Here is a 26,416-nt window from a genome sequence, read left to right on the forward strand (position 1 = left end):
TGCCCTTCCCTCTTCCCGTCATTCGCAAACGCATTACTATAGGCTTTCTCCCGATTTCTATAGCGAAGCCGTCCCCGTTGAAAATGCGCACTCCTTATTTACTGGCCTTAATGGTTTCTTTGCTTCCCCTTAAAAGCATGGCGCAGGTTGCGCCCGATCCGTTGCTGGCATCGCAAATTGTCGATCGCTATGCCGAGCACATCTTCTATGCCAGCGGTGCCACCGGTATGGCATTGGTCGCGATAGACGGTAATCAGCGGGTTTTCGCCAGTTTTGGTGATACGCGGCCAGGCAGCAATATTCGTCCGCAAAAAGATTCATTAATTCGCATCGCCTCACTCAGCAAGCTGATGACCAGTGAAGTGATGGTAAAGATGGCCGAGCGCGGTGAGATCCGTCTTGACGATCCCCTGAGTAAATATGCACCGCCCGGAAAACGGGTTCCCAGTTTTGACGGTCAGCCCATTCGTTTGATTAACCTGTCGACCCATACCAGCGGCCTGCCGCGTGAACAGCCCGGCGGCAAACCGCATCGTCCGGTGTTCGTGTGGCCCACGCAGAGTGAACGCTGGAGCTGGTTAAACAAGGCCAACCTCAAAGCCGCACCGGGCACCAACGCGGCCTATTCCAACCTTGGTTATGATCTGCTCGGTGATGCGCTGTCACGTGCAGCAGGTAAACCTTACCCGGCACTGCTACAGCAGTTGATTACCCGTCCGCTGGGCATGAAAGACACCACCTTTACACCGTCACCTGAACAGTGCGCCCGTCTGATGGTCGCGGAAAAAGGGGCCAGCCCCTGTAACAACACACTGGCAGCGATTGGCAGCGGCGGCGTCTATTCGACACCTGATGATATGGGGCGCTGGATGCAGCAGTTTCTGAACTCATCGGTGAATCATCGTACGCCGCAAATCGACCGCCTGCAGACCTTGATCTACCGTCGCGACCAGCTGCATAAAGTCGATGGCATGGATGTGCCGGGCAAAGCCGACGCGCTGGGCATGGGATGGGTTTATATGGGCCCGGCAAACGGTCGTCCTGGCATTATCCAGAAAACCGGTGGTGGCGGTGGTTTTATCACCTATATCGCGATGATTCCGCAGCAAAACGTTGGGGTTTTCGTGGTCGTCACCCGTTCGCCACTAACGCGTTTTACCCCGATGAGCGACGGCGTCAACAACCTGCTCGCGGAGCTGGTGGGCAATCAGAACGGCTCACCGATGATGGTGCAGGCGATTCCTTAACCGCGGCTATCCGCCGTGACTGACTGGCTCACCCAGAGCGTGGGCCAGTCGTCACTGCTGTGCCAGGCATCGCAGGTCGATTCCTGCGCGTATTCGGCTAAAACAAAACGCTCGCCATCAAACTGCCAACGGGTGGCCGTGCCGCAGTCGCCCAATCCACGTCCCTTGCCAAAGGTATAGAGCTGCCCGGTTGCCGCATCATAATCCGCATTAATCAGCTCAAGCTGGCGGTCTGTGTCACCCGGCGGCGTAAAAGGCAGAGTCAGGGTCAGACCGCGCGCCACGTAGGGCGGCGCACGCGTCACTTCAAAGGCCAGATCGATAACGTTGTACGCGCCCATCTCACAGCTCACCAGCAGCAGCGCTTTTTTATCGGTCAGGGGAGATACGCTCACTTCCCGGCGCAGCGGATCGAGCGAACAGCTGTCCGAATTCACGCGCCAGGTGCCGTAATCGATAAGGCCACTGGTCTCTTCACGCGTCAGTGGCGCAGGCGCAGCTACGGCGGGCTGCAGCTGTGGCACCGCAGGGGCGGCCGGCACGCTGTTTCGTTCCCCGCGCCTGACCCAGGCACTGATGTCATTAACCCGTCCCTGCACGTCATCCATATATAACAGCGCCGCCTTCATACCGCGCAACGAAATCTGCGGACCGGCATTGAACGTCAGTTGCAGGCTTTTGGCATCCATGGTCAGTTCAAGGAACTCATTAATAGCGATGGGATTACTGGTGGCAAGATGGTGCGGTTCGACCGTCCAGTGCTTGAAATCGGGCCGGAGTCGGCGTTGATCGACTAACAGATTATCTTTTAGTGCCGGGCCAGGAAGCGCTCCGCTGTAGGCGCTGCCGTAATCGATGCGCAGTAAAGGTTGGTCATCCGTTCCCGTGTGGCGGGAAAGGGTCATCACCAGGCCTTTGTCGCCAGGTATGCTTCGCGCAACGCAATGCGCTGCATTATTGCAGGTTAATTGCCAGTCAGAAAACAGCTTCTGTACCGGCTCAGCCTGAACAGCTGCTACCATAAAAAAAGGCAACGCAAACAGCGATTTCATCCCATACCACATTAAGAAAAACCAGCCCCAACTTCTTTGAGTGGAAGATGATAGCGCAATCGCGCACGTCACGAAGGCCGCATTCTGTGAAGTGCTCAGCAAGCGCAGCTAACCGTCTAAAAAACATCCGCTTTATGACAAGAGAAGTGCAATAAAGTCTGCAGAATATTTATCATGCTGATTCACCTCGCGCCGCTCAATCGGATTCGTCGGACATTCCCGCCCGTGCAATCGGTCAAATACACATAAACGGTCAAAAACAGGCATGATATAGTCGTCACAAGATTAAACATAAAAGGTTATCAACAGATTCTTCTCAGGTTAAAAAGCCCTTATAAGGTGATCAGAATCACTTTTTAATAATAACGATTACATCCCGTTTCATAAAAACCCAACAAATATCTCTTTATGTGCGCCGTGAAAATAGCGTCCTGCGTACCCACGCTCAGGCCACATTTTTGCCGCGCGCCTTCCAGTACTTTATAACCCTCGGAGGCCAGCATGTTGCCGATTGAACGCCAGCAGAGAATTATTGATGAATTAATGCGTAATGGACGTGTCATTGTCGCGGAACTTACCGCATTGTGTCAGGTTTCGCAGGAAACGATTCGTCGGGACTTAGCGCAACTGGAAAAGAAAGGCATATTACAGCGAAGTCATGGCGGTGCAGTCCCGGTTAAACAATATAATGCGGCTATACAAATAAATAATCGTGGCATTAATGAATATGAATTATCTTTTCGCCAGCGAATTAATGAACATGTCGATGCCAAAATGGCTATTGCCAAACGGGCACTGGGATTTATTAGCGTGGGTGACTGTGTATTACTCGACAGCAGTACCACCTGTTTTTATCTGGCCCGACAGTTACCCGATATAGAATTAACGGTATTAACCAATTCTCTGCGCATTGTGCAGACGCTGGCGGCGCGCAGCAGTATTCGCACGATCTGCCTGGGCGGAGAATATTCCGATCGCTATGAAGATTTTCACGGCATCGTGACTGAACAACCCTTAAAAGAGTTTCAAATAAATAAAATCTTTTTTTCCTGTAGCAGTCTGGGCAATGACGGTTATTTACGCGAAGGGAATGAACGTAATGCACATTTAAAACAACAGCTCATTCTGGCAGCAGAACGAAAACATTTATTAATGGACAGCTCTAAGTTTCTTCGGCCCTCATTCGCGCGTGTTTGCCATTACCGTGATGTGGATTTTCTCATTACTGACCAATTAAAAGATAAAGAACTGGAACAGGAACTGGCGTGGAACGGGGTAAATATTATCGACTGTTCGCAACGCCCTCAGTCCGTACAGCTTATGAATAATTAAATGGAGTCGCTATGAAAAAACAGCTTATCGCCTGCACACTGATCGCGTTATTTGCATTCCAGGCCCAGGCAGCAGAAAAAATACGTATGGGGATCGTGGTGAAAATTGGCGGCATTCCGTGGTTTAACGCCATGGAGGCCGGGATAAAAAGTGAAGCGGCGAAAAGTGGGATCGATGCGTGGATGGTCGGGCCCACCGCAGCCGACCCCGCCTTACAGGTGCGGGCCATTGAGGATTTGATTGCGCAGAAAGTGGACATCATTGGCGTGGTGCCGAACGATCCCAAGGTGCTGGAACCCGTTTTGCAGCGCGCCCGTGATGCGGGCATCAAAGTGATTACCCACGAGTCACCGGGCCAGAAGTTTGCCAACTGGGACTTTGAGTTGGTGGATGCAACTACCCATGGCATCAACCATATGAAAGCGCTGGCAGCCTGTATGCACGATGAAGGCCAATACGCAATGTACGTTGGCAGCCTGACGGTGCCGCTCCACCAGCAGTGGACCGACGCCGCGCTGGAATATCAAAAGCAGCATTACCCAAAAATGCAATTAGTCACTGACAAATTTGGCGTGGGGGAATCGCTGGATGATTCCATCCGCACAACCAATGAGCTGATGTCCAGGTATCCGGATCTCAAAGGGATTCTGGCCTTTGGTTCTCAGGGGCCTATCGGCGCAGGCCGGGCGGTGATGAATCGCAACAAGATTAACCAGGTCTGCGTCATTGGCGCATTCAGTCCGGGCCAGGGCGCGCAGCTCGTCAACCGGGGGGCCATTAAAGGTGGCTATATCTGGAATCCGCATACCGCCGGAGAAGTGTTTGTCCGTCTTGCCGAGATGATGGAGAAGAACACGCCGATTAAAGATGGCATGACCATTGAAGGATTAGGCAAGGTGCGGGTGGATGAAACCACGCACACCATTCTGGGCAACAACACCGAAAGCCTGGATAAAGCCAACCTGCCGAAACTGATTAAGCTGGGGCTGTAGTGATGGAACCTGTCGCACCACAAACGCTCGTCACCCTGAACAGGTTGTCGAAAACCTTTGGCGGTCATCGCGCACTGAGCGATATGTCGCTGACGCTGCTGGCCGGTGAAGTGCACTGCCTTGCCGGGACGAATGGCTGTGGCAAAAGCACGCTGATCAAGGTGATGTCCGGCGTACATGCGCCGGACAGCGGCAGCGAGATCCGCCTGGGCGACGGGGAAATCGTGCCTCGTCTCTCGACACAGCAGGCCAGAGACTTTGGCATACAGGTGATCTATCAGGACCTGTCCCTGTTCCCCAACCTGAGCGTGGCTGAAAATATCGCGTTTGAACACAACCTGCGTGGCCTGTTCGGCTGGCACCAGCGTAAGACGCTGTTTGACAGCGCCCGGCGCGTTGTCGAGGAGCTGCAATTCACGCTCGATCTTAACGAAAAAGTGGCGCATCTCTCTATCGCCCAGCGGCAACAGGTGGCTATCTGTCGTGCCCTGGTTGCCGATGCCCGGCTGGTGATCATGGATGAACCCACCGCCTCACTTACCCGCACGGAAGTGAATCAGCTGTTGCGCACGGTGCGCTATCTCAAGCAGAAAAACATCTGTGTGGTGTTTGTCAGCCATCGTCTGGATGAAGTGCTGGAGATCTCGGATCGGGTCACGGTCATTCGCGATGGTCGCAAGATTGGCAGCTTTCCAGCGCAGGAGATGACGCCGCACCGCCTGACGGAGCTGATGACCGGACAAAAGCTGGAATATCCGTTAAAAAATCCAACGCGTAAGCGCGATCGGGTGCTGCTGGAGGTGGAGGATCTCAGCCGTAACGGACAGTACCACGACGTGAATTTTCGTTTGTATGAAGGTGAAGTGCTGGGGCTCTGTGGCCTGCTGGGTTCAGGCCGTACCGAGCTGGCCCTGTCGCTGTTTGGTATGACCCGGCCTGACAGCGGCAAGATCTGGCTGGACACGAAACCGGTGCGCTTTCGCAGCCATGAAGACGCTATCAAAGCCGGTATTGGCTATGTGTCAGAGGATCGCCTGACGCTGGGGCTGGTTCAGCAACAGTCGGTGGCCGATAACATGGTTTTACCCATTCTCGACAAACTGCAAAACCGCTTTCACCTGATTGATGAATACCGCAAGAACAGGCTGATCCTGCAGTGGATTCAGCAACTGGGCGTCCGGGTTGCCGATCCCGAGCAGGCGATCGCCACGCTTTCCGGCGGCAATCAGCAAAAGATCGTTTTAGCCAAGTGGGTGCTCACTCAGCCTCGTCTGTTAATTCTTGATTCGCCCACTGTCGGCGTGGATGTCGGGGCGAAAGCCAGTATTTACCAGTTGATCCACGAGCTGGCGCGTGAAGGCTTGTCGATTATGTTGATTTCCGACGAGGTCCCTGAGGTCTGGCACAACTGTGACCGCATTTTGCATTTCCGCGACGGCACGATCCATGCCGAATACCAGCCCGACAGCGTTGAGCAACAGCAACTTGCAGAGGTGATCAATGCCTGACTTATCCCGCTTACGTCCTCACTCCAGTCAAGGCTGGCTGACCTGGGTTTTACTGCTGTTTATTGTGGTTTTCTCACTGACCAGCGACCAGTTCCTCAGCGTGCAAAACCTGCTGGATTTAGCCGAAAGCTATGCGGTAACCGGCATCTTTGCGCTGGGGCTGTTTGTGGTGCTGGTCACCGGCGGCATCGATATCTCCTTTGCTGCCGTCGCCTCGGTGGTGCAGTACTTTATCGCCGCCCTGTTTGTGCACTATCAATTTGATAACGCACTGCTTAGCATTATCCTTGCCATTGCCTGCGGCACCCTGTTCGGGGTGATCAATGCCTGGCTCATCACCTGGCTGCGGGTCGTTTCCATCATTATCACCATCAGTATGCAGTCGCTGTTGTTTGGCCTGCTGATGTGGTTAACCGGCGGACGCAGCCTCTATCAGTTACCCGACTGGTGGATCACCTTACGCAACGTGCTGCCGTTTACGTGGCAAGGCCAGACGTTTCAGCTTGGCCTGCCGCTGCTCATCCTGCTGATCATCGCCACCCTGACCGCCGTGTTACTCAACAAAACCCACTTAGGCCGCCAGCTTTATGCCGTCGGCGGTGACGCAGAGTCCGCTCGGCGCATCGGGATTCGCGTCGGCCTGATCCACCTGTTTGCCTATGGCTGGTTGGGTGCGATGGCAGCGATTGGCGGGTTGGTACAGGTTTACCGCATGGGTGAAGTGGTGCCGAACGCGCTGGTGGGCGGTGAACTGGATGTGCTGGCTGCCACCGTGCTGGGTGGTGCCAGCCTGATGGGCGGAAAAGGCACGGTCAGCGGCACCTTAATGGGGGTTTTCCTGATCGCCATTTTGAAGAACGGTCTCAACCTGCTTGGTGTCTCCAACTACTTCATGAACATCGTGGTCGGCGGGGTCATCATGATCGCCATCGCCGTTACTCACTATAAAAAACGCAAAGAGACTGACGTCAGCTTTGTCTGATGGGAGAACCCCTATGAAACCTTTATTGGCGTTAAAACCTGACGGCACCAATACCGGCCTGCTGCTGCTCATCGCGTTTGCACTGGCGCTGTTCAGCATCCTGTTGCCCGGTCGTTTCTTTACCGATTCCACCTTTCTCAGTATGGCCTTTCAACTGCCTGAGCTGGGCTTGCTTACTCTGGCGATGTTTATTGCCATTCTGAGCGGGGGATTAAACCTGGCCATTATTACGACCGCCAACCTGACCAGCTTATTCATCGCCTGGGTGCTGCTGAGCATGTTGCCGGACGGCGCGGGAACCGGCCAGCAACTGGGCTGGTTACTGCTGGCGATGCTGGGCGCGATGGTCATTGCGGCACTCATCGGTCTGATTACCGGCGTGATGGTCACGCGCATCGGCGCGCATCCTATTCTGGTGACGCTCGCGACCATGATCACGCTCAACGGCATCGGCATCTGGCTGACAAAAGGGGCGGCGGTGAGCGGCATGCCGCCGGTCGTGCGCGCCCTGGGCTCCGATACGTTGCTCGGTGTTCCGCTGCCGCTGTGGGTATTTTTACTCGCCGCCGCCCTACTGGCGCTGTTCCTGGGAAAAACCCGCGCCGGTAAATGCATCTATATGGGCGGCAGTAACATCAATGCCACCTGGTTTAGCGGTATCAACACACACCGCATGATCATCCTTGTCTATGTCATCTCCAGCCTGCTGTGTGTGCTGGCGGGGCTGGTAATGATGGCGCGCTTTAACTCTGCGCGCATGGGTTATGGCGATGCCTATCTGCTGCTGACCGTGCTGGCCATTATTCTTGGCGGCACCGATCCCAACGGCGGCTTTGGCCGCGTTACCGGTGTCGTTCTGGCGCTGATTGCACTGCAGATCCTCTCCACCGGCTTCAACCTGATGAATATCAGCCAGCACGTTAGCCTGGCGATGTGGGGCGCGGTACTGATTGTGGTGCTCGCCGTGAAACAGGGAAAAGCCCGACTGAATGCACGCCGTGACGTGAAGCGCAGCAAGCGCCTGAGCGCGGCACTGAATCCTCTGACTGAGAAAAAGGAAGTATGATGCGTATTCAAATCTCCCCATCATTGATGTGTATGAACCTGATGGAGATCAAACAGCAGTTGGCTGTGCTGAACTCCCGCGCCGACTTCCTGCATGTCGATATCATGGACGGTCACTACGTTAAAAATATCACCCTCTCGCCGTTCTTTATCGAGCAAATCCGTCCGCATACGCCGGTGGCTATCGATGTGCATTTGATGGTTGAGCAGCCTACTGATTTTATTGAAGCGGTGGCCAAAGCGGGGGCTGACTTTATTTGCCCGCACGCAGAGACGATCAACCGTGATGCCTTCCGGGTCATCAACCAGATCCGCAGCCTGGGGAAAAAACCGGGCGTGGTATTAAACCCTGCCACGCCGGTGTCCTTTATCCATCACTATCTTCATCTGCTGGAGAAGATCACGGTGATGACGGTGGACCCGGGTTATGCCGGGCAGCCGTTTATTCCGGAAATGGTCGAGAAGATTCAGACACTCAAGGCGTTAAAACAGGCTCACGGCTACCGCTATCTGATTGAGATTGATGGTTCCTGTAATCAGCGCACTTACCGCACCCTGCTGGAGGCCGGGGCGGAAGTGCTGATTGTGGGCACCTCGGGTCTGTTCAATATACATGAGGATCTCACCACCGCCTGGACGATGATGCGCAGCAGTATTGATGCGGCGCAGGAACTGGTGCAGGAGTCGGCATGAAACGACGCTGGCTTGGCATTGACATTGGCGGTACCAGTACGCGCCTGCAGTTGATGGAAGAAGGCCGGAACTGGTGTGGCTTTCGTAAAGTGCCGACCGCCAGCTGGTCACAACAACCGGATGCGCTGACCGCGCTGGGCGATGTGATCGGCGAAACTCTGGAGACACAGCCGGTAAACGGCGTGATGCTCGGCTTGCCCGGTATTCTCAGCCGTGACCGTCAGCAGGTGATCTCTTTGCCCTTTATTCAGGCGCTGGATCAGCAACCCGTGGTGGCGCAACTCAGTGCGCGGCTTGGCGTGCCGGTTGCGATGGATAAAGATGTGAACCACCTGATGTTATGGGATCTGCTGCAGCTTGAGGGGCTACCCGCGAATGCCGTGGGCTTGTATCCCGGAACAGGCCTGGGGAACAGCCTGTGGCTGGAAGGCCGGTTTTATCATGGTCATCATGGGGGTTCAGGCGAGTTAGGCCATATTCCGCTGGCGGGCAACGATCTGCCCTGCCCGTGCGGAAACCGGGGTTGCGCCGAAACCCTGATATCCGGTCACTGGCTGAGCGGCTGGGCAGCATCACAGCAGCCCGATACCGCCATTTCGCAGCTCTTTACCCTGCACGGCGATCACCCCGATCTGCTGGCGTTCGTCGAGCGCCTGGCCCAGCTGATCGCCAGCGAAATGAATATTCTCGATCCCGAGTACCTGATTCTGGGCGGCGGCGTGCTGGCGATGGCTGATTTTCCGCTGGCGCGGCTGCGCAGTGCCATACAGCAATACCTGCGCCCACCCGTGACGCGCCAGGGTCTGAAAATCGTCTTCAGTCACGCGACCGATCACACCGGCTGTCGCGGTGCCTGTCTGGCCGCTGAGCGCTATTTTGGAGGGGAAAAATGAAAGGCAAAGTGTGTGTGTTCGGCTCCTTCAACCTGGATATCGTGGCAGGCATGACGCGCTTTCCGTTACCGGGCGAATCCTTAATTGCACAGCACAGCATGATGGGGCCAGGAGGCAAAGGGGCTAATCAGGCCACCGCCGCGCTGCGCGCCGGTGCCCGGGTGCACTATATTGGCAAAGTAGGACACGACGACTTTGGTCTCTTTGCCCGGCGACATCTGGAAAAAACCGGTTTTGATGCGATTACGCTGTTCACCTGCAAAGACAAACCCACCGGAAATGCGTTGATTTACGTGGCCGGGAATGACGCCGAGAACATGATTTCCGTCTATCCGGGTGCCAATCTCACCGTGACAGCCGCAGAGGTTACGCGCTGTAAACCGACCGTTGCGGCGGCGGACATTCTGCTGGTGCAGTTGGAAAATAATCTGAGCGCCATTCAGCGCATGATTGATCACGCACGCGCAGCAAATACCTTTGTGATCCTCAATCCGGCCCCGTTTCAAAAAATCAGTGATGCCCTGCTGGCGAAGGTCGATCTGCTGACGCCAAACAGCACCGAAGCCATGCTGCTGACGGGCGTGAAGGTCACGGACATGGCCAGTGCCCGGCAGGCCGCCGAGGCGCTTCACCGTAAAGGCGCACGTCAGGTGATTATTACCCTTGGCACAGCCGGTGCCTTACTGTCTGACGGGCAACAGCTGCTTCACATTCCTGTTTTTCCCGCCACACCACTGGATACAACTGGCGCGGGCGATGCCTTTAACGGTGCGCTGGCTGCCCGGTTAGCCGCAGGGGTTTCTCTGGAGCAGGCCGCGCTTTTTGCGGCGGCGTTTGCCTCTCTGTGCGTCGAACAACCCGGCGCCGCCCACGCTATGCCCTCCTACGCCGATGCACTGGCGCGCCTGCAGGCGCATCCCGAATGCGTGGCCGGGAACGTCATGGCCTGCGCGTAACCCGGCAGCAGATGTGCCGCCAGGCACATCTGCTCTGCACATCATCAGAGCGTCAGCCAGCCGGCGATAAGCGCATGCTGCAACAACATAATGGTTTTGCCGTCGCGAATCCGCCCTTCTTTCACCCACTGCATGGCATCAGGAAAAGCCATTTCCAGCACGTCGATCGCTTCATCGTCGACACCGCCGCCCGCATTCTCACGCAGCGACTCGTGATATTCAGCCGCAAAGAAATGCACCAGCTCGGTCACGCCACCCGGCGACATGTAAACCGCGTAGAGTTTTTCCACCTCTCCCACGGCATAACCGGTCTCTTCGATGGCCTCTTTGCGAATGCAATCTTCAGGGGAATCATCATCCAGTAGGCCCGCGCAGGCCTCAATCAACATACCGTCCTGATTACCGTTAACATAGGTGGCGATGCGAAACTGGCGCGTCAGCACCACACTGTTTTTTTCACGGTTATACAGCAGAATGGTGGCACCATTGCCGCGATCGTAAACTTCGCGTTTGTGACGCACGATTTCGCCCTGGTTGTCGGTAATCTCATAGGTGATATTACGCAGAACAAACCAGTTCTCTGACAGCAGCTTATCTTTGATGATGTTGATCTTGAACGACATGGACGCTCCGCAGCCATATGAAGGGAGCCAGAGATAATAGGACGTGCAGCCAAAGAAAACTATCTGAATTGCGCACCGCCCGCACGCTATCATCAATAACGGCGTGCCGAAAGCGCAGGTGCAGCGCAAAAAAATGCCAGCACGCTGGCTGGCATTTTATGCAGCAAATAGGGTCATGTTTATGACGATTTGCCGTCGTGCTCATGGTGGTCATGTTCGGTAGCGGCGATGGCATTAACACGCTTGCGCACGCCAAACCAGCCCAGTACCAGAATCACCGCGATCAACGGAATGGACGCGATAGTGTAGGTTCCATTTGGATAGTCGAACGCCATCAAGACCAGCACGCTAAACAGGAACAGCAGCGTCAGCCACGAGGTAAAAGGTGCACCCGGCAGCTTGAAGCTGACATCGTCCGCTTTGCCTTCTTTGATCGCTTTACGCAGGCGTAACTGGCAAAGCACGATAAAGCCCCACGACGAGATAATGCCGAGCGACGCCACGTTTAATACGATCTCAAACACCTGTGACGGCACGTAGTAGTTAAGCACCACACCGAGAATGTATACGCCAACGGTGACCAGAATTCCGGCATAAGGAACCTGCTGGCTGCTCATTTTTGACATGAACTTAGGTGCAGATCCGCCCATCGACATGGAACGCAGGATACGACCGGTGGAGTAGAGACCGGAGTTCAGGCTGGATAATGCCGCACTGAGCACCACGATATTCATGATGCTGCCAATATAAGGCACGCCTAACTTAGAGAAGAAGGTCACAAACGGACTTTGTCCGGCCTGATAGGCATTCCACGGCAGCAGCATCACCAACAGCACCACGGAACCGACATAGAACAAACCAATACGCCAGATGACGCTGTTGATCGCTTTCGGCAACATGGTTTCAGGATCTTTACACTCGCCGGCGGCCGTGCCGACCAGTTCTATCGAGGCGAAGGCAAACACGACGCCTTGCACCAGCACCAGCGCCGGTAACAGGCCATGCGGGAATAAGCCGCCGTTATCCGTGATCAGATGGAAACCCGTTGCGTTACCATCCAGCGGTTTGCCCGTGCCAAGAAACACCACGCCGACCACCAGGAACACCACAATCGCCAGCACTTTCACTAAGGCGAACCAAAACTCCATTTCGGCAAACCACTTTACGCCGATCATGTTCATGGTGCCGACAATCGCCAGTGCGCCCAGGGCGAACACCCACTGCGGCACATCGCCAAACGCGCCCCAGTAGTGCATATAAAGCGCAACGGCAGTGATATCAACAATCCCGGTCATGGCCCAGTTAACAAAGTACATCCAGCCCGCCACATAAGAGGCTTTCTCGCCCATGAACTCACGAGCATAGGAGACAAAGCTTCCGCTGCTGGGACGGTGTAAAACCAGTTCGCCCAGTGCACGCAGGATGAAGAAAGAGAAGATACCGCAGACCAGATAAATGATGGCTAAGGCCGGACCCGCTGCCTGTAAACGGGCGCCTGCGCCCAGAAACAGACCCGTACCAATGGCACCACCGATAGCAATCATCTGTACGTGACGATTGCCCATGGCTTTCTTATAGCCGGAGTCGTGGGAATTGAGCCAGCGTCGTTTCGCAGCGCGCATGTCCGCTGCTGATTTCTTAGTAGATTTCATAGCCTTCCTGTTTGTCCTGACCATAAGTCATAGCGCATCCAAACGATTGCGTTTAGCAGTGCGAAATGGGTTGTCTTCCTCTGTGCGCCCGCCTGTGAGTTGACGAAAAGCGGCGCGGGAATTTACGGCGATGAATCCTAACCGTTATGTAACATCGAAGCAAAATATACCGAGGGGATCAGTCGGACGATTTGTAAAAAATTTTTCTGAGATCACAAAAAAACCGGCCTTTGGCTGGCCGGTAAACACTACAGGGATGGAAAAAGAGAGGGTTTAGCGGTAAATCTCTGCGGTGCCGGTCCAAAGACTGGAATCGCCGGGTGTGTCCACGCCGATAACACGGAAATGGCGGGCGCCTTCGGCTTTCGCCTGCTGCGAAAGCTGGCGGGTGACATCATCCAGTGAGCCATTCACGCTGGAGACAGAGACGCTGCCAATCTTTTGCAGGTTCTGAGCTTCACGTTGATCCACCGCCGTGGCGGCGAAGGTCGGGAATGGCGCAGTGGCCAACAGGGCGGCGGCGGTGAGGTAAGCAGGTAAATGTTTCATCAATACTCCTGTACTCGCGTTGGTCGCTGTGGTTAAACACGGTAGTGATTATTGCCGAGATAATGAAAGGCAACCTTTGTGAGGTGTAAAGCTGTGCGAGTAATGTTCGCTCTGACGTCGGGATTCCTGGGAAACGTCAACTGCGGTTATTGAATGACTGAACGGCGCGCGTTGGGCGATGCCATGACAAGCCGCTTGCGTATCCCGCCACCTCTTTTATAATTCCCTGCCATTAAAGGGGTTATTACCGTGATTGTTAAACGCTCTGTTACCAGAAGTATTGCGCAGTCTTTAACCTTGATTGTGTTGCTGGCTTTACTGACTACCGGTCTGGCGCTGCTCACGCTGTCCAGCAGCCTGCGCGACGCGGAAGCCATTAACCTGGCGGGCTCACTGCGGATGCAGAGTTACCGGCTGGCCTGGGATGCCAGACTGGAGCCACAGCTGCTGGCGAATCATCTGGTGCAGTTCCAGCAAACCCTTGATGCCTCAGTTTTACAGCAGCTCGACCGTCCCTGGGTGCCACGCAAAGTGATTGACCACTATCAGCGTTTGCGTGTGGGCTGGCCCGTTTTGGCTCAGCATCTTCATGACAACGCGGCGCAGGCCTGGCGGCAACAAATGCCTGCTTACGTCGGCGAAATTGACCGCTTTGTTCTGGAACTGCAGCGTTATGCAGAACTGAAAATGCGGGTGGTGGCGGTCAGTAGTCTGACAGGCGTGGTGGCGATTGTGGCCCTGGCGCTGATGACAATCCGCTTTACCCGCCAGCAGGTGGTTAAGCCGCTGAATGCGCTGGTCACGGCCAGCCGGTATGTGGAAAGCGGTAATTTTGCCTTTCCGCCACTGCATGTCCAGCAGCAGAATGAACTCAAGGTGCTGTCACATACGTTCAGCAGTATGGCCGCACAGTTACAGTCTCACTATCAGATACTGGAGCAGCGGGTGCGCGACAAAACCCGGGATCTCACCCAGGCGAACCATACGCTGTCGTTGCTGTATGAGAGTTCACAGATTTTGACCCGTGGCCCCTTGCACCCTGCCCTTTTCGACAACGTGTTAGCCAACGTGCGCGCCAGGGAAAACCTTGCGTTTATCCGGCTGGAAGGCGAGTCGTTTATGTTTGCGTCGGGCCAGATCGATGCTTCGTACGCCTGGCATCATTTACCCTTGCAGCAGGACGGTCAACCTATTGGCACGCTGCGCTGGCAAACGACCGTCACCACGCCGCCGGAGGCATTAATGCGAAGCCTGGCCGCCATGCTGGGGCGGTCACTCTGGATCTGGCAGACCCAAAAACAGCATCAGCAGATGCTGCTGCTTGAAGAGCGCGCAACGATTGCACGCGAGTTGCATGATTCGCTGGCCCAGGCGTTAACCTACCTGCGAATTCAACTGACACTGCTGCGGCGCACCGTCGATGCTGGCGATCGTGCCGCACACGACATCATTGCTGAATTTGATCGGGCGCTGGCAGAGGCTTACCGCCAGCTGCGCGAGCTGCTTGCCACCTTCCGCTTAACCATTGAAAAATCAGATCTGGTGGCGGCCCTGCAAGCCATGATCGCCTCCTTACAGGAACAGTCCGCGGCCGAGATCCAGTTCACCTGCCAGCCAGGCCTTCAGGACCTGGATGCCCAGCAACAGGTCCACGTCTTACAGATCGCCCGAGAGGCGCTGTTAAATGCGATTCGCCATGCCAGTGCTCAGGTGATTATTATCGACTACCAGCACACGGAGAAAGGTGAACATGTCCTGACCGTGACGGATGACGGCATCGGTATCGGCAGCACGGAAGAGCCGCCCGGCCATTATGGTTTAACCACGATGACCGAACGTGCTGAACGGCTGGCAGGGTCTTTGCAGATTACAGCACTGCAACGGGGCACGCGCGTCGCACTGCGCTTTCCGCCGCGCCTGGCTCAGCAGATTGAATAACGCCACAACACACCGTTTTGCATTTTACCCACGCCGCAATAATCATGCAGGATGTGGCAGATCAACAGACGAAGGCGGGATTGCCCCGTACAATGAACATCCTGCGCCTGAACGTTCAGGCGCAGTCTGGAAAACCGATCAGACGCACTGCCCATACCGCAAGCCAGTAATGCCAGGGGACAGGGAGATAACATGGAACAACCTGCTTTAACCATCATGATAGTGGACGACCATCCACTCATGCGCCGTGGCATTCGCCAGTTACTGGCGCTGGAACCGCAGCTACAGGTCGTCGCGGAGGCCAGTAACGGCACCGAAGCGCTGGCGGAAGCCCGCCGCCTGACACCGGATGTCATCCTGCTCGATCTGAATATGAAAGGCATGTCGGGCCTTGATACGTTGAAAGCGCTGCGCCACGAAGGCATTAGCTCACGTATTCTGGTCCTGACCGTCTCTGATGCGCGCAGTGATATTTATGCTCTGGTGGATGCGGGCGCAGACGGATATTTACTCAAAGACAGCGAACCCGAAATCTTGCTCGGCCAGATTATGCAGGCCTCGCAGGGCGAGAAGGTGTTTAGCGACGCGGTGAAGCACTATCTTGCTACGCGGCATAACAGCGATGATCCTTTCCGTTTGCTGACCGAACGCGAACGCGGGGTGATGCAGGAAGTGGCGCGAGGACTGTCAAATAAAGAAGTCGCGAATGCGTTGCATATTTCAGAAGAAACGGTGAAGGTGCATATTCGTAACGTCCTGCGCAAACTGGATGTGCGTTCACGCGTTGCTGCAACAATTATGTGGATTGAACGTCGAAACAGTTGATAAAAAACGCGCAAATTTACACATTCTCTATAATTTCTCCACTTTTCAACCCGGCCTCGCACGTAAAGTAGACTTCTACCCGTGCGTGGTTTGCGTGGATTTTTTGTGCATCATGCGCTGTATCGCTCATATTAATAATAAAAGCAGTGAGGAGTGTCGATTCAATGTCGAATTTCTTTATCGACCGCCCTATTTTTGCCTGGGTTTTGGCAATTTTGCTGTGCCTTTGCGGCACGCTTTCCATTATTTCGCTTCCTGTTGAACAGTATCCTGACCTGGCTCCCCCAAACGTGCGTATCACCGCCACCTACCCTGGCGCGTCGGCACAAACGCTGGAGAACACCGTAACTCAGGTTATCGAACAAAACATGACCGGCATCGATAACCTGATGTATATGTCCTCCAACAGTAGCAATACCGGACAGGCACAAATTACCCTGACCTTCACCGCCGGAACCAATCCAGATGAAGCGCGCCAGCAGGTGCAGAATCAGTTGCAGGCAGCGCTACGCAAGCTGCCTCAGGCCGTGCAGTCGCAAGGCGTCACGGTAAACAAAACCGGCGACAGCAATATTCTGATGGTGGCCTTTGTCTCGACCGATGGCAGCATGGACAAGCAGGATATTGCCGATTACGTCGCCAGTAATATTCAGGACCCGCTGAGTCGTATTGACGGCGTGGGCGAAGTGGACGCCTACGGCACGCAATATGCGATGCGTATCTGGCTCGATCCCTACAAACTGACCGCCTATTCTCTGACCACAGATGATGTGGTTACCGCCATTAAATCTCAGAACGCCCAGGTGGCCGTCGGCCAGGTCGGTGGCCTGCCCGCCGTCAAAAAACAGGCGCTAAACGCCACGGTAAATGCGCAGTCGATGTTGCAAACACCCGAGCAGTTTAAGGCGATTACCCTGAAGAACAATCCTGACGGGTCGGTCGTCACCCTGGGCGATGTGGCTGATGTGGCGCTGGGTGCAGAAAAGTATGATTATCTCAGCCGCTACAACGGCCAGGCGGCGTCCGGACTGGGTGTAAAACTGGCGTCCGGCGCGAACGAGATGAACACGGATAAACTGGTGCGTGCTCGTCTGGATGAGCTGTCACAGTATTTTCCACATGGGCTGGAGGCCAAAATCGCCTATGAAACCACGCCTTTTGTTAAAGCCTCTATTACGGATGTCGTGAAAACCCTGCTGGAGGCCATCCTGCTGGTGTTTGGCGTGATGTACCTGTTTATGCAGAACTTCCGTGCCACGTTAATCCCCACTATCGCCGTGCCGGTGGTGCTGTTTGGCACCTTCTGCGTTATCTATGCCTTCGGATACAGTATTAACACTCTGACCATGTTTGCCATGGTGCTGGCTATCGGTTTGCTGGTGGATGATGCCATCGTGGTGGTCGAGAACGTTGAGCGAATCATGAGCGAGGAAGGGCTGTCGCCCCGCGCGGCCACCCGCAAATCCATGGGTCAGATTCAGGGCGCACTGGTGGGCATTGCGCTGGTGCTGTCAGCCGTGTTCATCCCCATGGCCTTTTTTGGCGGCACCGTGGGGGCGATCTACCGTCAGTTCTCCATCACCATCGTCTCCGCCATGATCCTGTCAGTGCTGGTGGCGATGATCCTGACGCCCGCGCTCTGTGCCACGCTGCTCAAGCCCATCGCCAAAGGAGAGCATCACGGTCAGCGTGGGTTTTTCCGTTGGTTTAACTACCATTTTAACCGCAACGCCGACCGCTATGAACGCGGTGTCGCCAGTATCCTGCGCACCGGCGGGCGCTGGCTGCTGCTGTATCTGGCGATTATTGGCATTATGGCGTACCTGTTTCTTCATCTGCCCTCCTCTTTTTTGCCGCAGGAAGATCGCGGCATGATCATGACCCAGGTACAGCTTCCTGCCGGTTCGAGCATGGATCAAACCTCAGCGGTAGTGGCAAAAGTTGAAAAATATTACCTGACCAAAGAGAAAGACAATGTTCTGTCGGTCTTCTCAACCATCGGTTCCGGGCCGGGCGGTAACGGGCAGAACGTGGCGCGTCTGTTTATCCGTTTGAAAGACTGGGACGACAGACCAGGTGCCGATCGCACCTCATTTGCCATTATTGAACGCGCCGGTAAAGCGTTTAAACACATCAATGAAGCCGTCGTGATTGCCAGCAGTCCACCGGCAATCACCGGGCTGGGCAGCTCATCCGGCTTTGACCTGGAATTACAGGATCATGCCGGTATTGGTCATGACAAGTTAATGGCGATGCGTGACACGCTGCTGGACAGGGCCAGCAAAGACAAACTCCTGTCTCGCGTGCGCCACAATGGTCTGGACGACAGCCCGCAGTTGCAAATCGATATTGATGAGCGCAAAGCACAGGCACTTGGCGTGTCACTGGATACCATTAACGACACGCTGACCACCGCCTGGGGTTCCAACTACGTTAACGACTTCCTGGATCGCGGCCGGGTGAAAAAGGTTTACGTTCAGGCGGAAGCCCCGTACCGCATGCTGCCGGATGATGTCAATAAATGGTACGTGCGCAACAGCAGCGGCACGATGGTGCCCTTTTCCGCGTTTGCCACCAGCCGCTGGGAAACGGGTTCACCGCGTCTGGAACGTTATAACGGGTACTCCTCACTGGAAATCGTCGGGGAAGCCGCGCAGGGCGTGAGTAGCGGCACCGCGATGGACGAGATGGAAAAACTGGTCAACGCCCTGCCGCTGGGCGTCGGTTTCCAGTGGACGGGTGCGTCGTATCAGGAGCGGTTATCCGGCTCTCAGGCTCCCGCACTCTATGCCGTTTCTCTGCTGGTCGTGTTTCTCTGCCTGGCGGCACTGTACGAGAGCTGGTCGATTCCCTTCTCGGTGATGCTTGTCGTCCCACTTGGCGTTCTTGGTGCTCTGATTGCCACCTGGACGCGAGGACTGGAGAACGATGTCTATTTCCAGGTCGGTCTGCTGACCGTCGTGGGGTTATCGGCTAAGAACGCAATACTGATCGTAGAATTTGCCAACGAGCTTAACAGCAAAGGCGGAGAACTGATTGAATCGACGCTGGCGGCCTCACGTCAACGCCTGCGGCCGATCCTGATGACCTCCCTGGCCTTTATCTTCGGTGTGATGCCGATGGCGATCAGCAGCGGTGCGGGATCGGGCAGCCAGCACTCGGTGGGAACGGGCGTCATGGGCGGTATGATTTCCGCCACCCTGTTAGCCATCCTGTTCGTCCCGCTGTTCTTTGTTCTGGTGCGTCGCCGCTTCCCACTCAAAGAGAAACATCAGGACTGAGCTGCCGCCTGTTTTCACAATGAACAGGCAAAAAAAACGGCCTCTGAAAACAGCGGCCGTTTTATTTCTGTGTGTGGTAAGAATTACAGCAGAGGGGAAATTGCCCTGCTTTTCTCCTCGCGTGTTACTTATTGCGTAACATCGCTTCGATGAATTCTTTCCAGTTCCCCATTTCGGTGTCAATCATAGAACCCTCTCTTATTGTAGTGGCAATATTACGCCTTTTTTTTCGCCTGGTGAATACGTTTACACCTGTTATTACTATCGGCAAAGGCGCCAAAAGGCTGAGTCTTTTCTGATTTGCTGGCTGACGCACATTTCAGCAAAGGCTTAACCTGACAGGTTTTAATGCGGTTTTGACCAGGACGTAGCCTAAAAAGCGTAATTAAGGAAATTCTTAATTCAAAATTGATAAACCACGTAATTATTAGAGGCATAACTGAAACCGTTTACCTACAGGCGGGAAACCTCTGTATTGGCGCAATTTATTCCACCCAGACGCCATCGGGCGGATGATGCATCAGATCACACTATGGTAAACTGCCGAGCTGATTTTAATGACAGGAGCAGACGATGAGCGCGCAGTGGGTCATGTTTGGGATTAAGAATTGCGACACGATTAAAAAAGCGCGTCGCTTTTTAGAGGCGGCGGGCGTGGACTATCGTTTCCACGATTACCGTGCTGACGGCCTGACCGGTGACCAGTTGCAGCAGTTTATCGACGTGCTGGGCTATCAGGACCTGCTCAACACGCGCGGCACAACCTGGCGTAAGCTACCCGAGGCAGAGCGTGAGGCCATTACGGATGCCGGGAGTGCCAAAGCGCTGATGCTGGACCAGCCCGCCATCATCAAACGCCCTGTCCTGCGCGCGCCCGACGGCGCTTTGCTGCTCGGCTTCAGTGAATCCCTTTACCAGAACCTGCTTCAGGAGAAGTCATAATATGTTTTGTCCGGTCATTGAGCTGACGCAGCAGCTTATTCGTCGTCCTTCTCTCAGCCCCGATGACGCCGGATGTCAGGCGCTGCTGATTGCGCGTCTGGAAGCGATTGGTTTCCATATCGAAACCATGAACATCAACGATACCCTGAATTTCTGGGCCACGCGCGGTGAGGGCGAAACCCTGGCGTTTGCCGGCCACACCGATATCGTGCCGCCTGGCGATGCCAGCCGCTGGATCAATCCGCCGTTTGAACCCACCATCCGTGACGGCATGTTGTTTGGTCGCGGTGCCGCCGATATGAAAGGATCGCTGGCCGCCATGGTCGTTGCCGCCGAGCGCTTCGTCGCGGTTCATCCTCATCACAAAGGACGCCTGGCCTTTTTGATTACGTCTGACGAAGAAGCCAGTGGCGCAAACGGAACGGTAAAAGTCGTTGAGCGCCTGATGGCACGTAACGAGCGTCTGGATTACTGTCTGGTCGGGGAACCTTCCAGCAGCGAAGTCGTGGGTGACGTCGTGAAAAATGGCCGTCGTGGCTCGATTACCGCTAACCTTACCGTGCATGGCGTACAGGGCCATGTGGCCTATCCTCAGCTTGCTGATAACCCGGTGCACCGTGCTCTGCCTGCACTCAATGAGCTGGTCGCCACCGAATGGGATCAGGGCAATGCCTTCTTCCCTGCCACCAGCATGCAGATCGCCAACGTTCAGGCTGGCACCGGCAGCAACAACGTGATTCCCGGCGAGCTGTTTGTCCAGTTCAACTTCCGTTTCAGTACCGAACTCACTGACAGCATGATTCAGCAGCGCGTGGCAGAACTGCTGGATCGCCATCAGTTGCGCTATACCATCGAGTGGAAACTTTCCGGTCAGCCCTTCCTGACATCACGCGGCAAACTGGTTGATGCCGTAATAAACGCCGTAACGCACTATAATGAAATTAAGCCGCAGTTACAGACTTCTGGTGGAACCTCTGACGGACGTTTTATTGCTCGAATGGGCTCGCAGGTGGTGGAACTGGGCCCGGTGAATGCCACAATTCACAAAATCAACGAATGCGTTAAAGCATCCGATTTACAAATGCTGAGCCGAATGTACCAACGCATCATGGAACAATTGATCGCCTGACAGCGAGGGAAGGAGCGGGCCTATGGAGTTTATTAAAGATTATTGGTGGATACTGGTGATCCTGCTGATGGTAGGTGTGTTAATGAACGTTTATAAAGATCTGAAACGCATCGACCACAAAAAGTTTATGGATAACAAGCCTGATCTCCCGCCACACCGTGATTTTAACGATAAGTGGGACGACGACGACTGGCCGAAAAAGAAATAACCGCTTCGCGCCCTCGCCTGTGTGAGGGCGCACGATTACATCGTCATAATGACATCATCACTGCCGGGTTTTCCGCCGCCCAGCGCCTCATCAAAATAGCGTTTCGGCACCGTGTACTGCAGATGATGCAGGGCAAAATGCATACTGCGCTGATCGATGGCATGCGCCAGATCTTCCACAATATTTAGCGTCACGTCACCGCCGAGCAGCCTTAAACGCTGTTCAGCCTGCTGCGCCTGTGCCAGCGGAATATTCTCATCCTCATCGCCGTGAATCAGATGCACAGTCGTACGCGAGCTGGCTTTTTCCGGTAGCGTGACAAAGCGGCCACTAAAGACAATCGCCCGACCAGCCAGATCGTCGTTGGCTTTGATGCCTTCCAGCACCATACTGGCACCCTGTGAAAAGCCCACCAGCGCGGTGGCTTCGGGATTCACGCCGCTTTGCTGCTGCCAGTGGCGAACCGACGCCACAAATTGCGGCATGCTGGTGTCAACGCAGGCCTGCTCGCTTTTATCATGCAGTCCGGCTTCCTTAAACCACTGACCGCCAGGGCCTGGCGATCCCACCGACACCACCAGCGCCGCAGGAAAGGTTTTAGCAAACCAGCTGCCAATTTCGGCCATGGCGTCGGGATTATCACCAACGCCGTGATAAAGCAGAAACAGCTGGGCAGCCCTTGCAGGCTGCTGAACAATTACGTATCTCAGTGTCATATCGACCTCCTGCTACTACTCTACGCTCCCGGGCGCAGGATGATATTGGGAATATTTGAACGACTTGGTGGATTTATTGCAATTGCCTGCGCAAGGCTTCGCCATCCCTGTCGGGTAACGCCAGCAGTGCCCCGGCGGCTTCAGCGCGTAACGCCATAATCAGCGCCTTGCGTCCGTTGAGCCGTGCCGCCTGCGCCAGTTCAGCCAGACTGATGTTGGCGCTGACCGCCTGCCGGAGTAACGGCAAAGGCTGCTGGCTGATATCGACCAGCCGCTGGAGAACCGCCAGGCTTGCCTCCAGTGGGCGCTGCGCCCAGGCAAAACCGGCTGCCAGCCAGGCATCGTGCGGGGTAAAATCCTGATCACAAGCCTCAGGTAATGGCAGGTCCAACTGAATATGTGATCTCAGCAGTGGCCAGTCGCGTGCCAGTTGCCCGCTCGCCTTCTGCTGCAGCTGTTTTCCGGCGGGCGTCAGCCCCCGTAAGGCCATCGCGGCGTAGCAGCCGCTTCTGGCTTCGCGCTGACTGCCGATGCGTGCCAGCGTAAAACCGCAGGCTTGCCAGAACGCCCAGAGATCGTCAGTGTAGCCAAAGCTGACGGAGAGGTAGTCGTATCCGGCGGAATCTGCACTGGCGGACGCAACCAGTTGCTTTCCGGTTCCCTGACGGCGGGAAGACGCGGCGACGGCAATCCGGCTGATGCGTAAGGCACGAAGCGTGGCGGCGTCGGTGAAACCCGCGTGCGCCGCCAGCGACTGCGCAACTAAGTTACCGCGAGGCCGCCTGTGGCCCGCCCAGACGGCCTGCGCTAATTCATTTGTCAGTCCGCCCTCTTCCACCAACCATAGCGCCCCCTGTAGCGCCGGAACATCGCCCGCCAGCCAGAGATGCATTCCCGGTGCATCCAGCAGGCGACGCAGATCCAGCGGTGAGGTGCGGTAATGCGCACGGGTGAGCAGTTGATAAGCCGCCTGCTGGGCAGCAATATCAGAGCCTTCGACTCGCCGGGGCGATAGCTCACCCGTTCCCGCTGTTTCGGGCGCATCCTCGAACAGCAGCGCCTGGTTAAGCCAGTGTTCCAGCGGGTCATGGCGCGCCCAGCGCAGCGGTTCGTCCAGGGTAAAATGGCGTACCTGCTGAAGCGCCGCACAGAATTTCAGCATAAAGCCCCGGCCGCTACCTTCATAACCCTGAATCGTCGTTACCAGCAACACGCGCGGAAACCGCGCCACCAGCGCATGGAGTAGCGGTGCCGGAATGGCGGCGGCTTCATCCACGATGAGCCAGTCAACGTCAGGCAATGTGGGCAGGGCCAGAATCGCATCAGGTGCCATAAACCGGTAATGATCCCCGGCGAAGGACGCTAACACTGTCGTGGTGATTTTTGCGGGTGCGGTGATCAGGCAACGCGTGTTCTGCCGGGCCAGCATGCCTGCCAGCGCCGACTTTCCTCTGCCACGTGCCGCTGTGACCACCGCCACGCCCGCAGAGAAACCAGCCAGCTCGTGCAAAATCGCCTGCTGCTGAAAAGCCGCCTGACAATGCCAGGCGGGCCGTGGCGTCCAGTTGGGCAACCGTAGCGGCTGCGGTGGCTGGTGTAACAGCACCTGCTCATCATTTTCAATCAGGTATTGCAGATGATGGACAAAGTTTGGCGTGGCAATCGGCTCGCTGACATCCGCCCAGCGCAGGCTGTCAGCATCGGGCTGCTGCGCCCAACGCGTCCATTCGGGCACTAACAGCAGCAGCCAGCTACCGGCCGTCAGCGTTCCTGCCAGCGCCGCCAGCGCCTCGGCATGAAAGCCATATCGGGCATCGAAAACGGCATGACGGAACTCGCGCCCCAGCAGCGTACGAAAGGCGGCAGTCGGACAGTGCGTGCCCACATCTGGCGCGTTATCGCTCAGCCACAGCATGTCGCCTTCCAGCGTCTGGCACCAGGCGATCGCCGTCTCCTGGCACCAGCGGGCTTCCCCGCTGATGACGGCCAATCGCCGTATACCGGCGGCCTGCATGGCACAGGTCACTGCTTTCAGGTTCATCCTTTATTAGCAAAGGTATCGCACTGGCCGGGGTTACCGCTGTCGAATCCGCGTTTGAACCAGGTGTAACGCTGCTCTGAGGTGCCGTGCGTAAAGCTGTCCGGGACGACCCGACCCTGACTTTTCTGCTGGAGGCGATCGTCACCAATAGCTTCGGCGGCGTTTAACGCTTCCTGTAAGTCCCCAACTTCGAGGATTTTTTCCTGCTCCATATAGTGGCCCCAGACGCCGGCAAAGCAGTCGGCCTGTAGCTCCATTTTTACGGACAGCTGGTTTATCTGGGCCTGGCTGGCCCCCTGCTGCATCTGACGGACCCGGGGTTCAATGCCCAGTAACTTCTGCACGTGGTGGCCGACTTCATGTGCAATCACATAGCCCTGCGCAAAGTCTCCGCCTGCCCCCAGTTTGGTTTTCATATCGTCATAGAAGGACAGGTCGATATAGACAGTCTGGTCTGCCGGGCAATAAAAAGGCCCCATAACAGACTGCCCGGTCCCACAGCCGGTGCGCGTGGCTCCGCGATACATCACCAGCTTCGGCGGCGTATACTGTTTGTTCATCTGTTTGAACAACTTATCCCAGGTATCTTCGGTCGTCGCCAGCATCACCGAGGTGAACTTCGCTGCCTCGTCCTGATTCGGGTTAGTAGTGCGCTGTTGCTGGCTCACCGACGCGCCCTCGCCTCCAGTAAGCAGTGGCGTCAGGTCATAACCGTAATACCCCGCCACCGCGACCAGAATCAGCATGATAATGCCCGCTTTGCCGCGCGGCAGAGGAATACGGCCTCCCCGGTTGCCCGATGACTGATTACGGCGATCTTCTACATTGTCGCTTTCGCGACGTCCTTGCCAGCGCATGTTTTGCTCCCTGTGGCAGGTTAACTCTGATGGCATGATTTTAGATGCGTGACGGAGCAATCACCAGCTTTACGCCAAAATGAAAAAAGGAGAGCCGGGGCTCTCCTTTCATTGATTCACTGAGTTTTATTCAGTCGAGTTTGACACCCAGACGCCGGGCTACCGCTTCATAGGCTTCAATCAGGCCACCCAGGCTCTGACGGAAGCGGTCTTTATCCATTTTATCCAGGGTTTCTTTGTCCCACAGACGCGCGCCATCGGGTGAAAATTCGTCACCCAGCACAACTTCACCGTTGAACAGGCCAAACTCCAGCTTGAAGTCCACCAGGATCAGACCCGCATCATCAAACATTTTGCTCAGTACGTCGTTCGCTTTGTAGGTCAGCTCACGCATACGTGCCAGATTCTCTTTGCTCACCCAGCTAAAGGTTTCACAGTAGGATTCGTTGACCATAGGATCGTGTTTAGCATCGTCCTTCAGGAACAGGTCGAACAGCGGCGGGTTCAGCACCATGCCCTCTTCAACACCAAGACGCTTGACCAGCGAACCTGCTGCACGGTTACGGACCACACACTCAACCGGGACCATGTCCAGCTTTTTCACCAGCGCTTCGTTATCTGACAGCAGGGCTTCCATCTGCGTCGGAATGCCCGCTTCCTGCAGCTTCGTCATGATGAAATGGTTGAACTTGTTGTTCACCATGCCTTTGCGATCAAACTGCTCAATGCGGGCGCCGTCACCGGCTGATGTATCGTTGCGGAATTCAAGTATCAGCAGATCCGGGTTATCGGTGCTGTATACGGTTTTCGCTTTACCGCGATACAACTCAGCTCGCTTTTGCATCTTATTTAACTCCAAACATGAAAGATCCGGTTCTGAGGCAGACTATTTGCGTTGATTGCCGTGACGCAATCGATTACCTCGTCTGGCGCTA

24 protein-coding genes are annotated in these 26,416 nt (G+C 55.5%); 15 read left to right on the top strand and 9 right to left on the bottom strand.

The window, feature by feature from the left end; translation table 11 throughout:
• Window positions 1-83: 83 nt before the first annotated feature.
• A complete protein-coding gene (gene ampH / locus FBY13_RS09820) occupies window positions 84-1,247 on the top strand; it encodes a D-alanyl-D-alanine-carboxypeptidase/endopeptidase AmpH (protein WP_172823932.1) in 1,164 nt (387 codons plus the stop codon).
• On the opposite strand, the gene FBY13_RS09825 is transcribed toward ampH, so the two are convergent.
• The gene (locus tag FBY13_RS09825) at window positions 1,244-2,311 is read right to left on the bottom strand and encodes a DUF1176 domain-containing protein (protein ID WP_145394053.1); all 1,068 of its coding nucleotides are present in this window, start codon (window positions 2,309-2,311) and stop codon (window positions 1,244-1,246) included. The genes ampH and FBY13_RS09825 overlap by 4 nt on opposite strands.
• Before the next feature lie 489 nt (window positions 2,312-2,800).
• On the opposite strand from FBY13_RS09825, the gene FBY13_RS09830 reads away from it, so the two are divergent.
• The 8 genes from FBY13_RS09830 to FBY13_RS09865 are packed head-to-tail and all read left to right on the top strand — an operon-like array spanning window position 2,801 to window position 10,720.
• A complete protein-coding gene (locus FBY13_RS09830; RefSeq protein WP_063880503.1) occupies window positions 2,801-3,631 on the top strand; it encodes a DeoR/GlpR family DNA-binding transcription regulator in 831 nt (276 codons plus the stop codon).
• Between the two features lie 11 nt (window positions 3,632-3,642).
• The gene (locus tag FBY13_RS09835; protein WP_145394054.1) at window positions 3,643-4,623 is read left to right on the top strand and encodes a substrate-binding domain-containing protein; all 981 of its coding nucleotides are present in this window, start codon (window positions 3,643-3,645) and stop codon (window positions 4,621-4,623) included.
• A gap of 2 nt (window positions 4,624-4,625) precedes the next feature.
• On the top strand, window positions 4,626-6,131 hold the full coding sequence (locus tag FBY13_RS09840) for a sugar ABC transporter ATP-binding protein (protein ID WP_063880505.1): 1,506 nt from the start codon (window positions 4,626-4,628) through the stop codon (window positions 6,129-6,131).
• Window positions 6,124-7,113, top strand: coding sequence for an ABC transporter permease (locus FBY13_RS09845; RefSeq protein WP_063880506.1), 990 nt, complete (start codon window positions 6,124-6,126; stop codon window positions 7,111-7,113). The genes FBY13_RS09840 and FBY13_RS09845 overlap by 8 nt, the downstream gene beginning before the upstream one ends.
• A 13-nt stretch (window positions 7,114-7,126) precedes the next feature.
• Window positions 7,127-8,179: an ABC transporter permease gene (locus FBY13_RS09850; RefSeq protein WP_109717578.1), complete on the top strand. Its 1,053-nt coding sequence runs from the start codon at window positions 7,127-7,129 to the stop codon at window positions 8,177-8,179.
• Complete coding sequence (gene alsE / locus FBY13_RS09855; protein WP_109717577.1) at window positions 8,179-8,871, top strand: D-allulose 6-phosphate 3-epimerase; 693 nt, start codon at window positions 8,179-8,181, stop codon at window positions 8,869-8,871. Before FBY13_RS09850 ends, alsE begins: the two co-directional genes overlap by 1 nt.
• Entirely contained in the window at window positions 8,868-9,764 is an 897-nt protein-coding gene (gene alsK / locus FBY13_RS09860; RefSeq protein ID WP_145394055.1) for an allose kinase, read from the top strand. The genes alsE and alsK overlap by 4 nt, the downstream gene beginning before the upstream one ends.
• A complete protein-coding gene (locus FBY13_RS09865) occupies window positions 9,761-10,720 on the top strand; it encodes a ribokinase (protein WP_109717575.1) in 960 nt (319 codons plus the stop codon). The genes alsK and FBY13_RS09865 overlap by 4 nt, the downstream gene beginning before the upstream one ends.
• Before the next feature lie 44 nt (window positions 10,721-10,764).
• Here FBY13_RS09865 and nudK read toward each other — a convergent pair whose 3' ends face one another.
• The 3 genes from nudK to FBY13_RS09880 all read right to left on the bottom strand — a co-directional run bounded on the left by nudK (window position 10,765) and on the right by FBY13_RS09880 (window position 13,544).
• Window positions 10,765-11,343 carry a GDP-mannose pyrophosphatase NudK gene (gene nudK / locus FBY13_RS09870; protein ID WP_063880511.1) on the bottom strand — a complete coding sequence of 193 codons (579 nt, stop codon included), beginning with the start codon at window positions 11,341-11,343 and terminating at the stop codon, window positions 10,765-10,767.
• Window positions 11,344-11,522: 179 nt separating this feature from the next.
• Window positions 11,523-12,995, bottom strand: a complete 1,473-nt coding sequence (gene ansP, locus FBY13_RS09875; RefSeq protein WP_063880512.1) for an L-asparagine permease — start codon at window positions 12,993-12,995, stop codon at window positions 11,523-11,525.
• A 273-nt stretch (window positions 12,996-13,268) separates the two neighbouring features.
• Window positions 13,269-13,544 (bottom strand): DUF1471 domain-containing protein, encoded by a 276-nt coding sequence (locus FBY13_RS09880; protein ID WP_145394056.1) that lies wholly within the window; start codon window positions 13,542-13,544, stop codon window positions 13,269-13,271.
• 249 nt (window positions 13,545-13,793) lie between these two features.
• On the opposite strand from FBY13_RS09880, the gene narQ reads away from it, so the two are divergent.
• The 3 genes from narQ to acrD all read left to right on the top strand — a co-directional run bounded on the left by narQ (window position 13,794) and on the right by acrD (window position 19,588).
• Complete coding sequence (gene narQ / locus FBY13_RS09885; RefSeq protein WP_145394057.1) at window positions 13,794-15,482, top strand: nitrate/nitrite two-component system sensor histidine kinase NarQ; 1,689 nt, start codon at window positions 13,794-13,796, stop codon at window positions 15,480-15,482.
• Between the two features lie 192 nt (window positions 15,483-15,674).
• Entirely contained in the window at window positions 15,675-16,307 is a 633-nt protein-coding gene (locus tag FBY13_RS09890; RefSeq protein ID WP_063880515.1) for a response regulator, read from the top strand.
• A 164-nt stretch (window positions 16,308-16,471) separates the two neighbouring features.
• Window positions 16,472-19,588: a multidrug efflux RND transporter permease AcrD gene (acrD, locus tag FBY13_RS09895; RefSeq protein WP_109717570.1), complete on the top strand. Its 3,117-nt coding sequence runs from the start codon at window positions 16,472-16,474 to the stop codon at window positions 19,586-19,588.
• A gap of 124 nt (window positions 19,589-19,712) precedes the next feature.
• Here acrD and ypfM read toward each other — a convergent pair whose 3' ends face one another.
• Complete coding sequence (gene ypfM, locus FBY13_RS23900; RefSeq protein ID WP_139015967.1) at window positions 19,713-19,775, bottom strand: protein YpfM; 63 nt, start codon at window positions 19,773-19,775, stop codon at window positions 19,713-19,715.
• 386 nt (window positions 19,776-20,161) lie between these two features.
• On the opposite strand from ypfM, the gene FBY13_RS09910 reads away from it, so the two are divergent.
• From FBY13_RS09910 to FBY13_RS09920, 3 genes are read left to right on the top strand one after another with little or no spacing between them, the layout of a single operon-like run.
• The gene (locus FBY13_RS09910) at window positions 20,162-20,530 is read left to right on the top strand and encodes an ArsC family reductase (RefSeq protein ID WP_063880517.1); all 369 of its coding nucleotides are present in this window, start codon (window positions 20,162-20,164) and stop codon (window positions 20,528-20,530) included.
• Between the two features lies 1 nt (window position 20,531).
• Window positions 20,532-21,659 carry a succinyl-diaminopimelate desuccinylase gene (gene dapE, locus FBY13_RS09915; RefSeq protein ID WP_063880518.1) on the top strand — a complete coding sequence of 376 codons (1,128 nt, stop codon included), beginning with the start codon at window positions 20,532-20,534 and terminating at the stop codon, window positions 21,657-21,659.
• A 22-nt stretch (window positions 21,660-21,681) separates the two neighbouring features.
• The gene (locus FBY13_RS09920) at window positions 21,682-21,867 is read left to right on the top strand and encodes a YpfN family protein (RefSeq protein ID WP_047715355.1); all 186 of its coding nucleotides are present in this window, start codon (window positions 21,682-21,684) and stop codon (window positions 21,865-21,867) included.
• A gap of 35 nt (window positions 21,868-21,902) precedes the next feature.
• On the opposite strand, the gene ypfH is transcribed toward FBY13_RS09920, so the two are convergent.
• The 4 genes from ypfH to purC form a co-directional block, all read right to left on the bottom strand.
• Window positions 21,903-22,583 (bottom strand): esterase, encoded by a 681-nt coding sequence (ypfH, locus tag FBY13_RS09925; protein WP_145394058.1) that lies wholly within the window; start codon window positions 22,581-22,583, stop codon window positions 21,903-21,905.
• A 73-nt stretch (window positions 22,584-22,656) separates the two neighbouring features.
• Window positions 22,657-24,624 carry a tRNA(Met) cytidine acetyltransferase TmcA gene (locus FBY13_RS09930; protein ID WP_145394059.1) on the bottom strand — a complete coding sequence of 656 codons (1,968 nt, stop codon included), beginning with the start codon at window positions 24,622-24,624 and terminating at the stop codon, window positions 22,657-22,659.
• Window positions 24,621-25,481 carry a neutral zinc metallopeptidase gene (locus tag FBY13_RS09935; RefSeq protein WP_109717567.1) on the bottom strand — a complete coding sequence of 287 codons (861 nt, stop codon included), beginning with the start codon at window positions 25,479-25,481 and terminating at the stop codon, window positions 24,621-24,623. Before FBY13_RS09935 ends, FBY13_RS09930 begins: the two co-directional genes overlap by 4 nt.
• 130 nt (window positions 25,482-25,611) lie before the next feature.
• Window positions 25,612-26,325 (bottom strand): phosphoribosylaminoimidazolesuccinocarboxamide synthase, encoded by a 714-nt coding sequence (gene purC / locus FBY13_RS09940; RefSeq protein WP_145394060.1) that lies wholly within the window; start codon window positions 26,323-26,325, stop codon window positions 25,612-25,614.
• Window positions 26,326-26,416 lie beyond the last annotated feature (91 nt).

This window comes from Pantoea sp. SJZ147 (assembly GCF_007828605.1).
Classification (GTDB): Bacteria; Pseudomonadota; Gammaproteobacteria; order Enterobacterales; family Enterobacteriaceae; genus Pantoea; species Pantoea allii.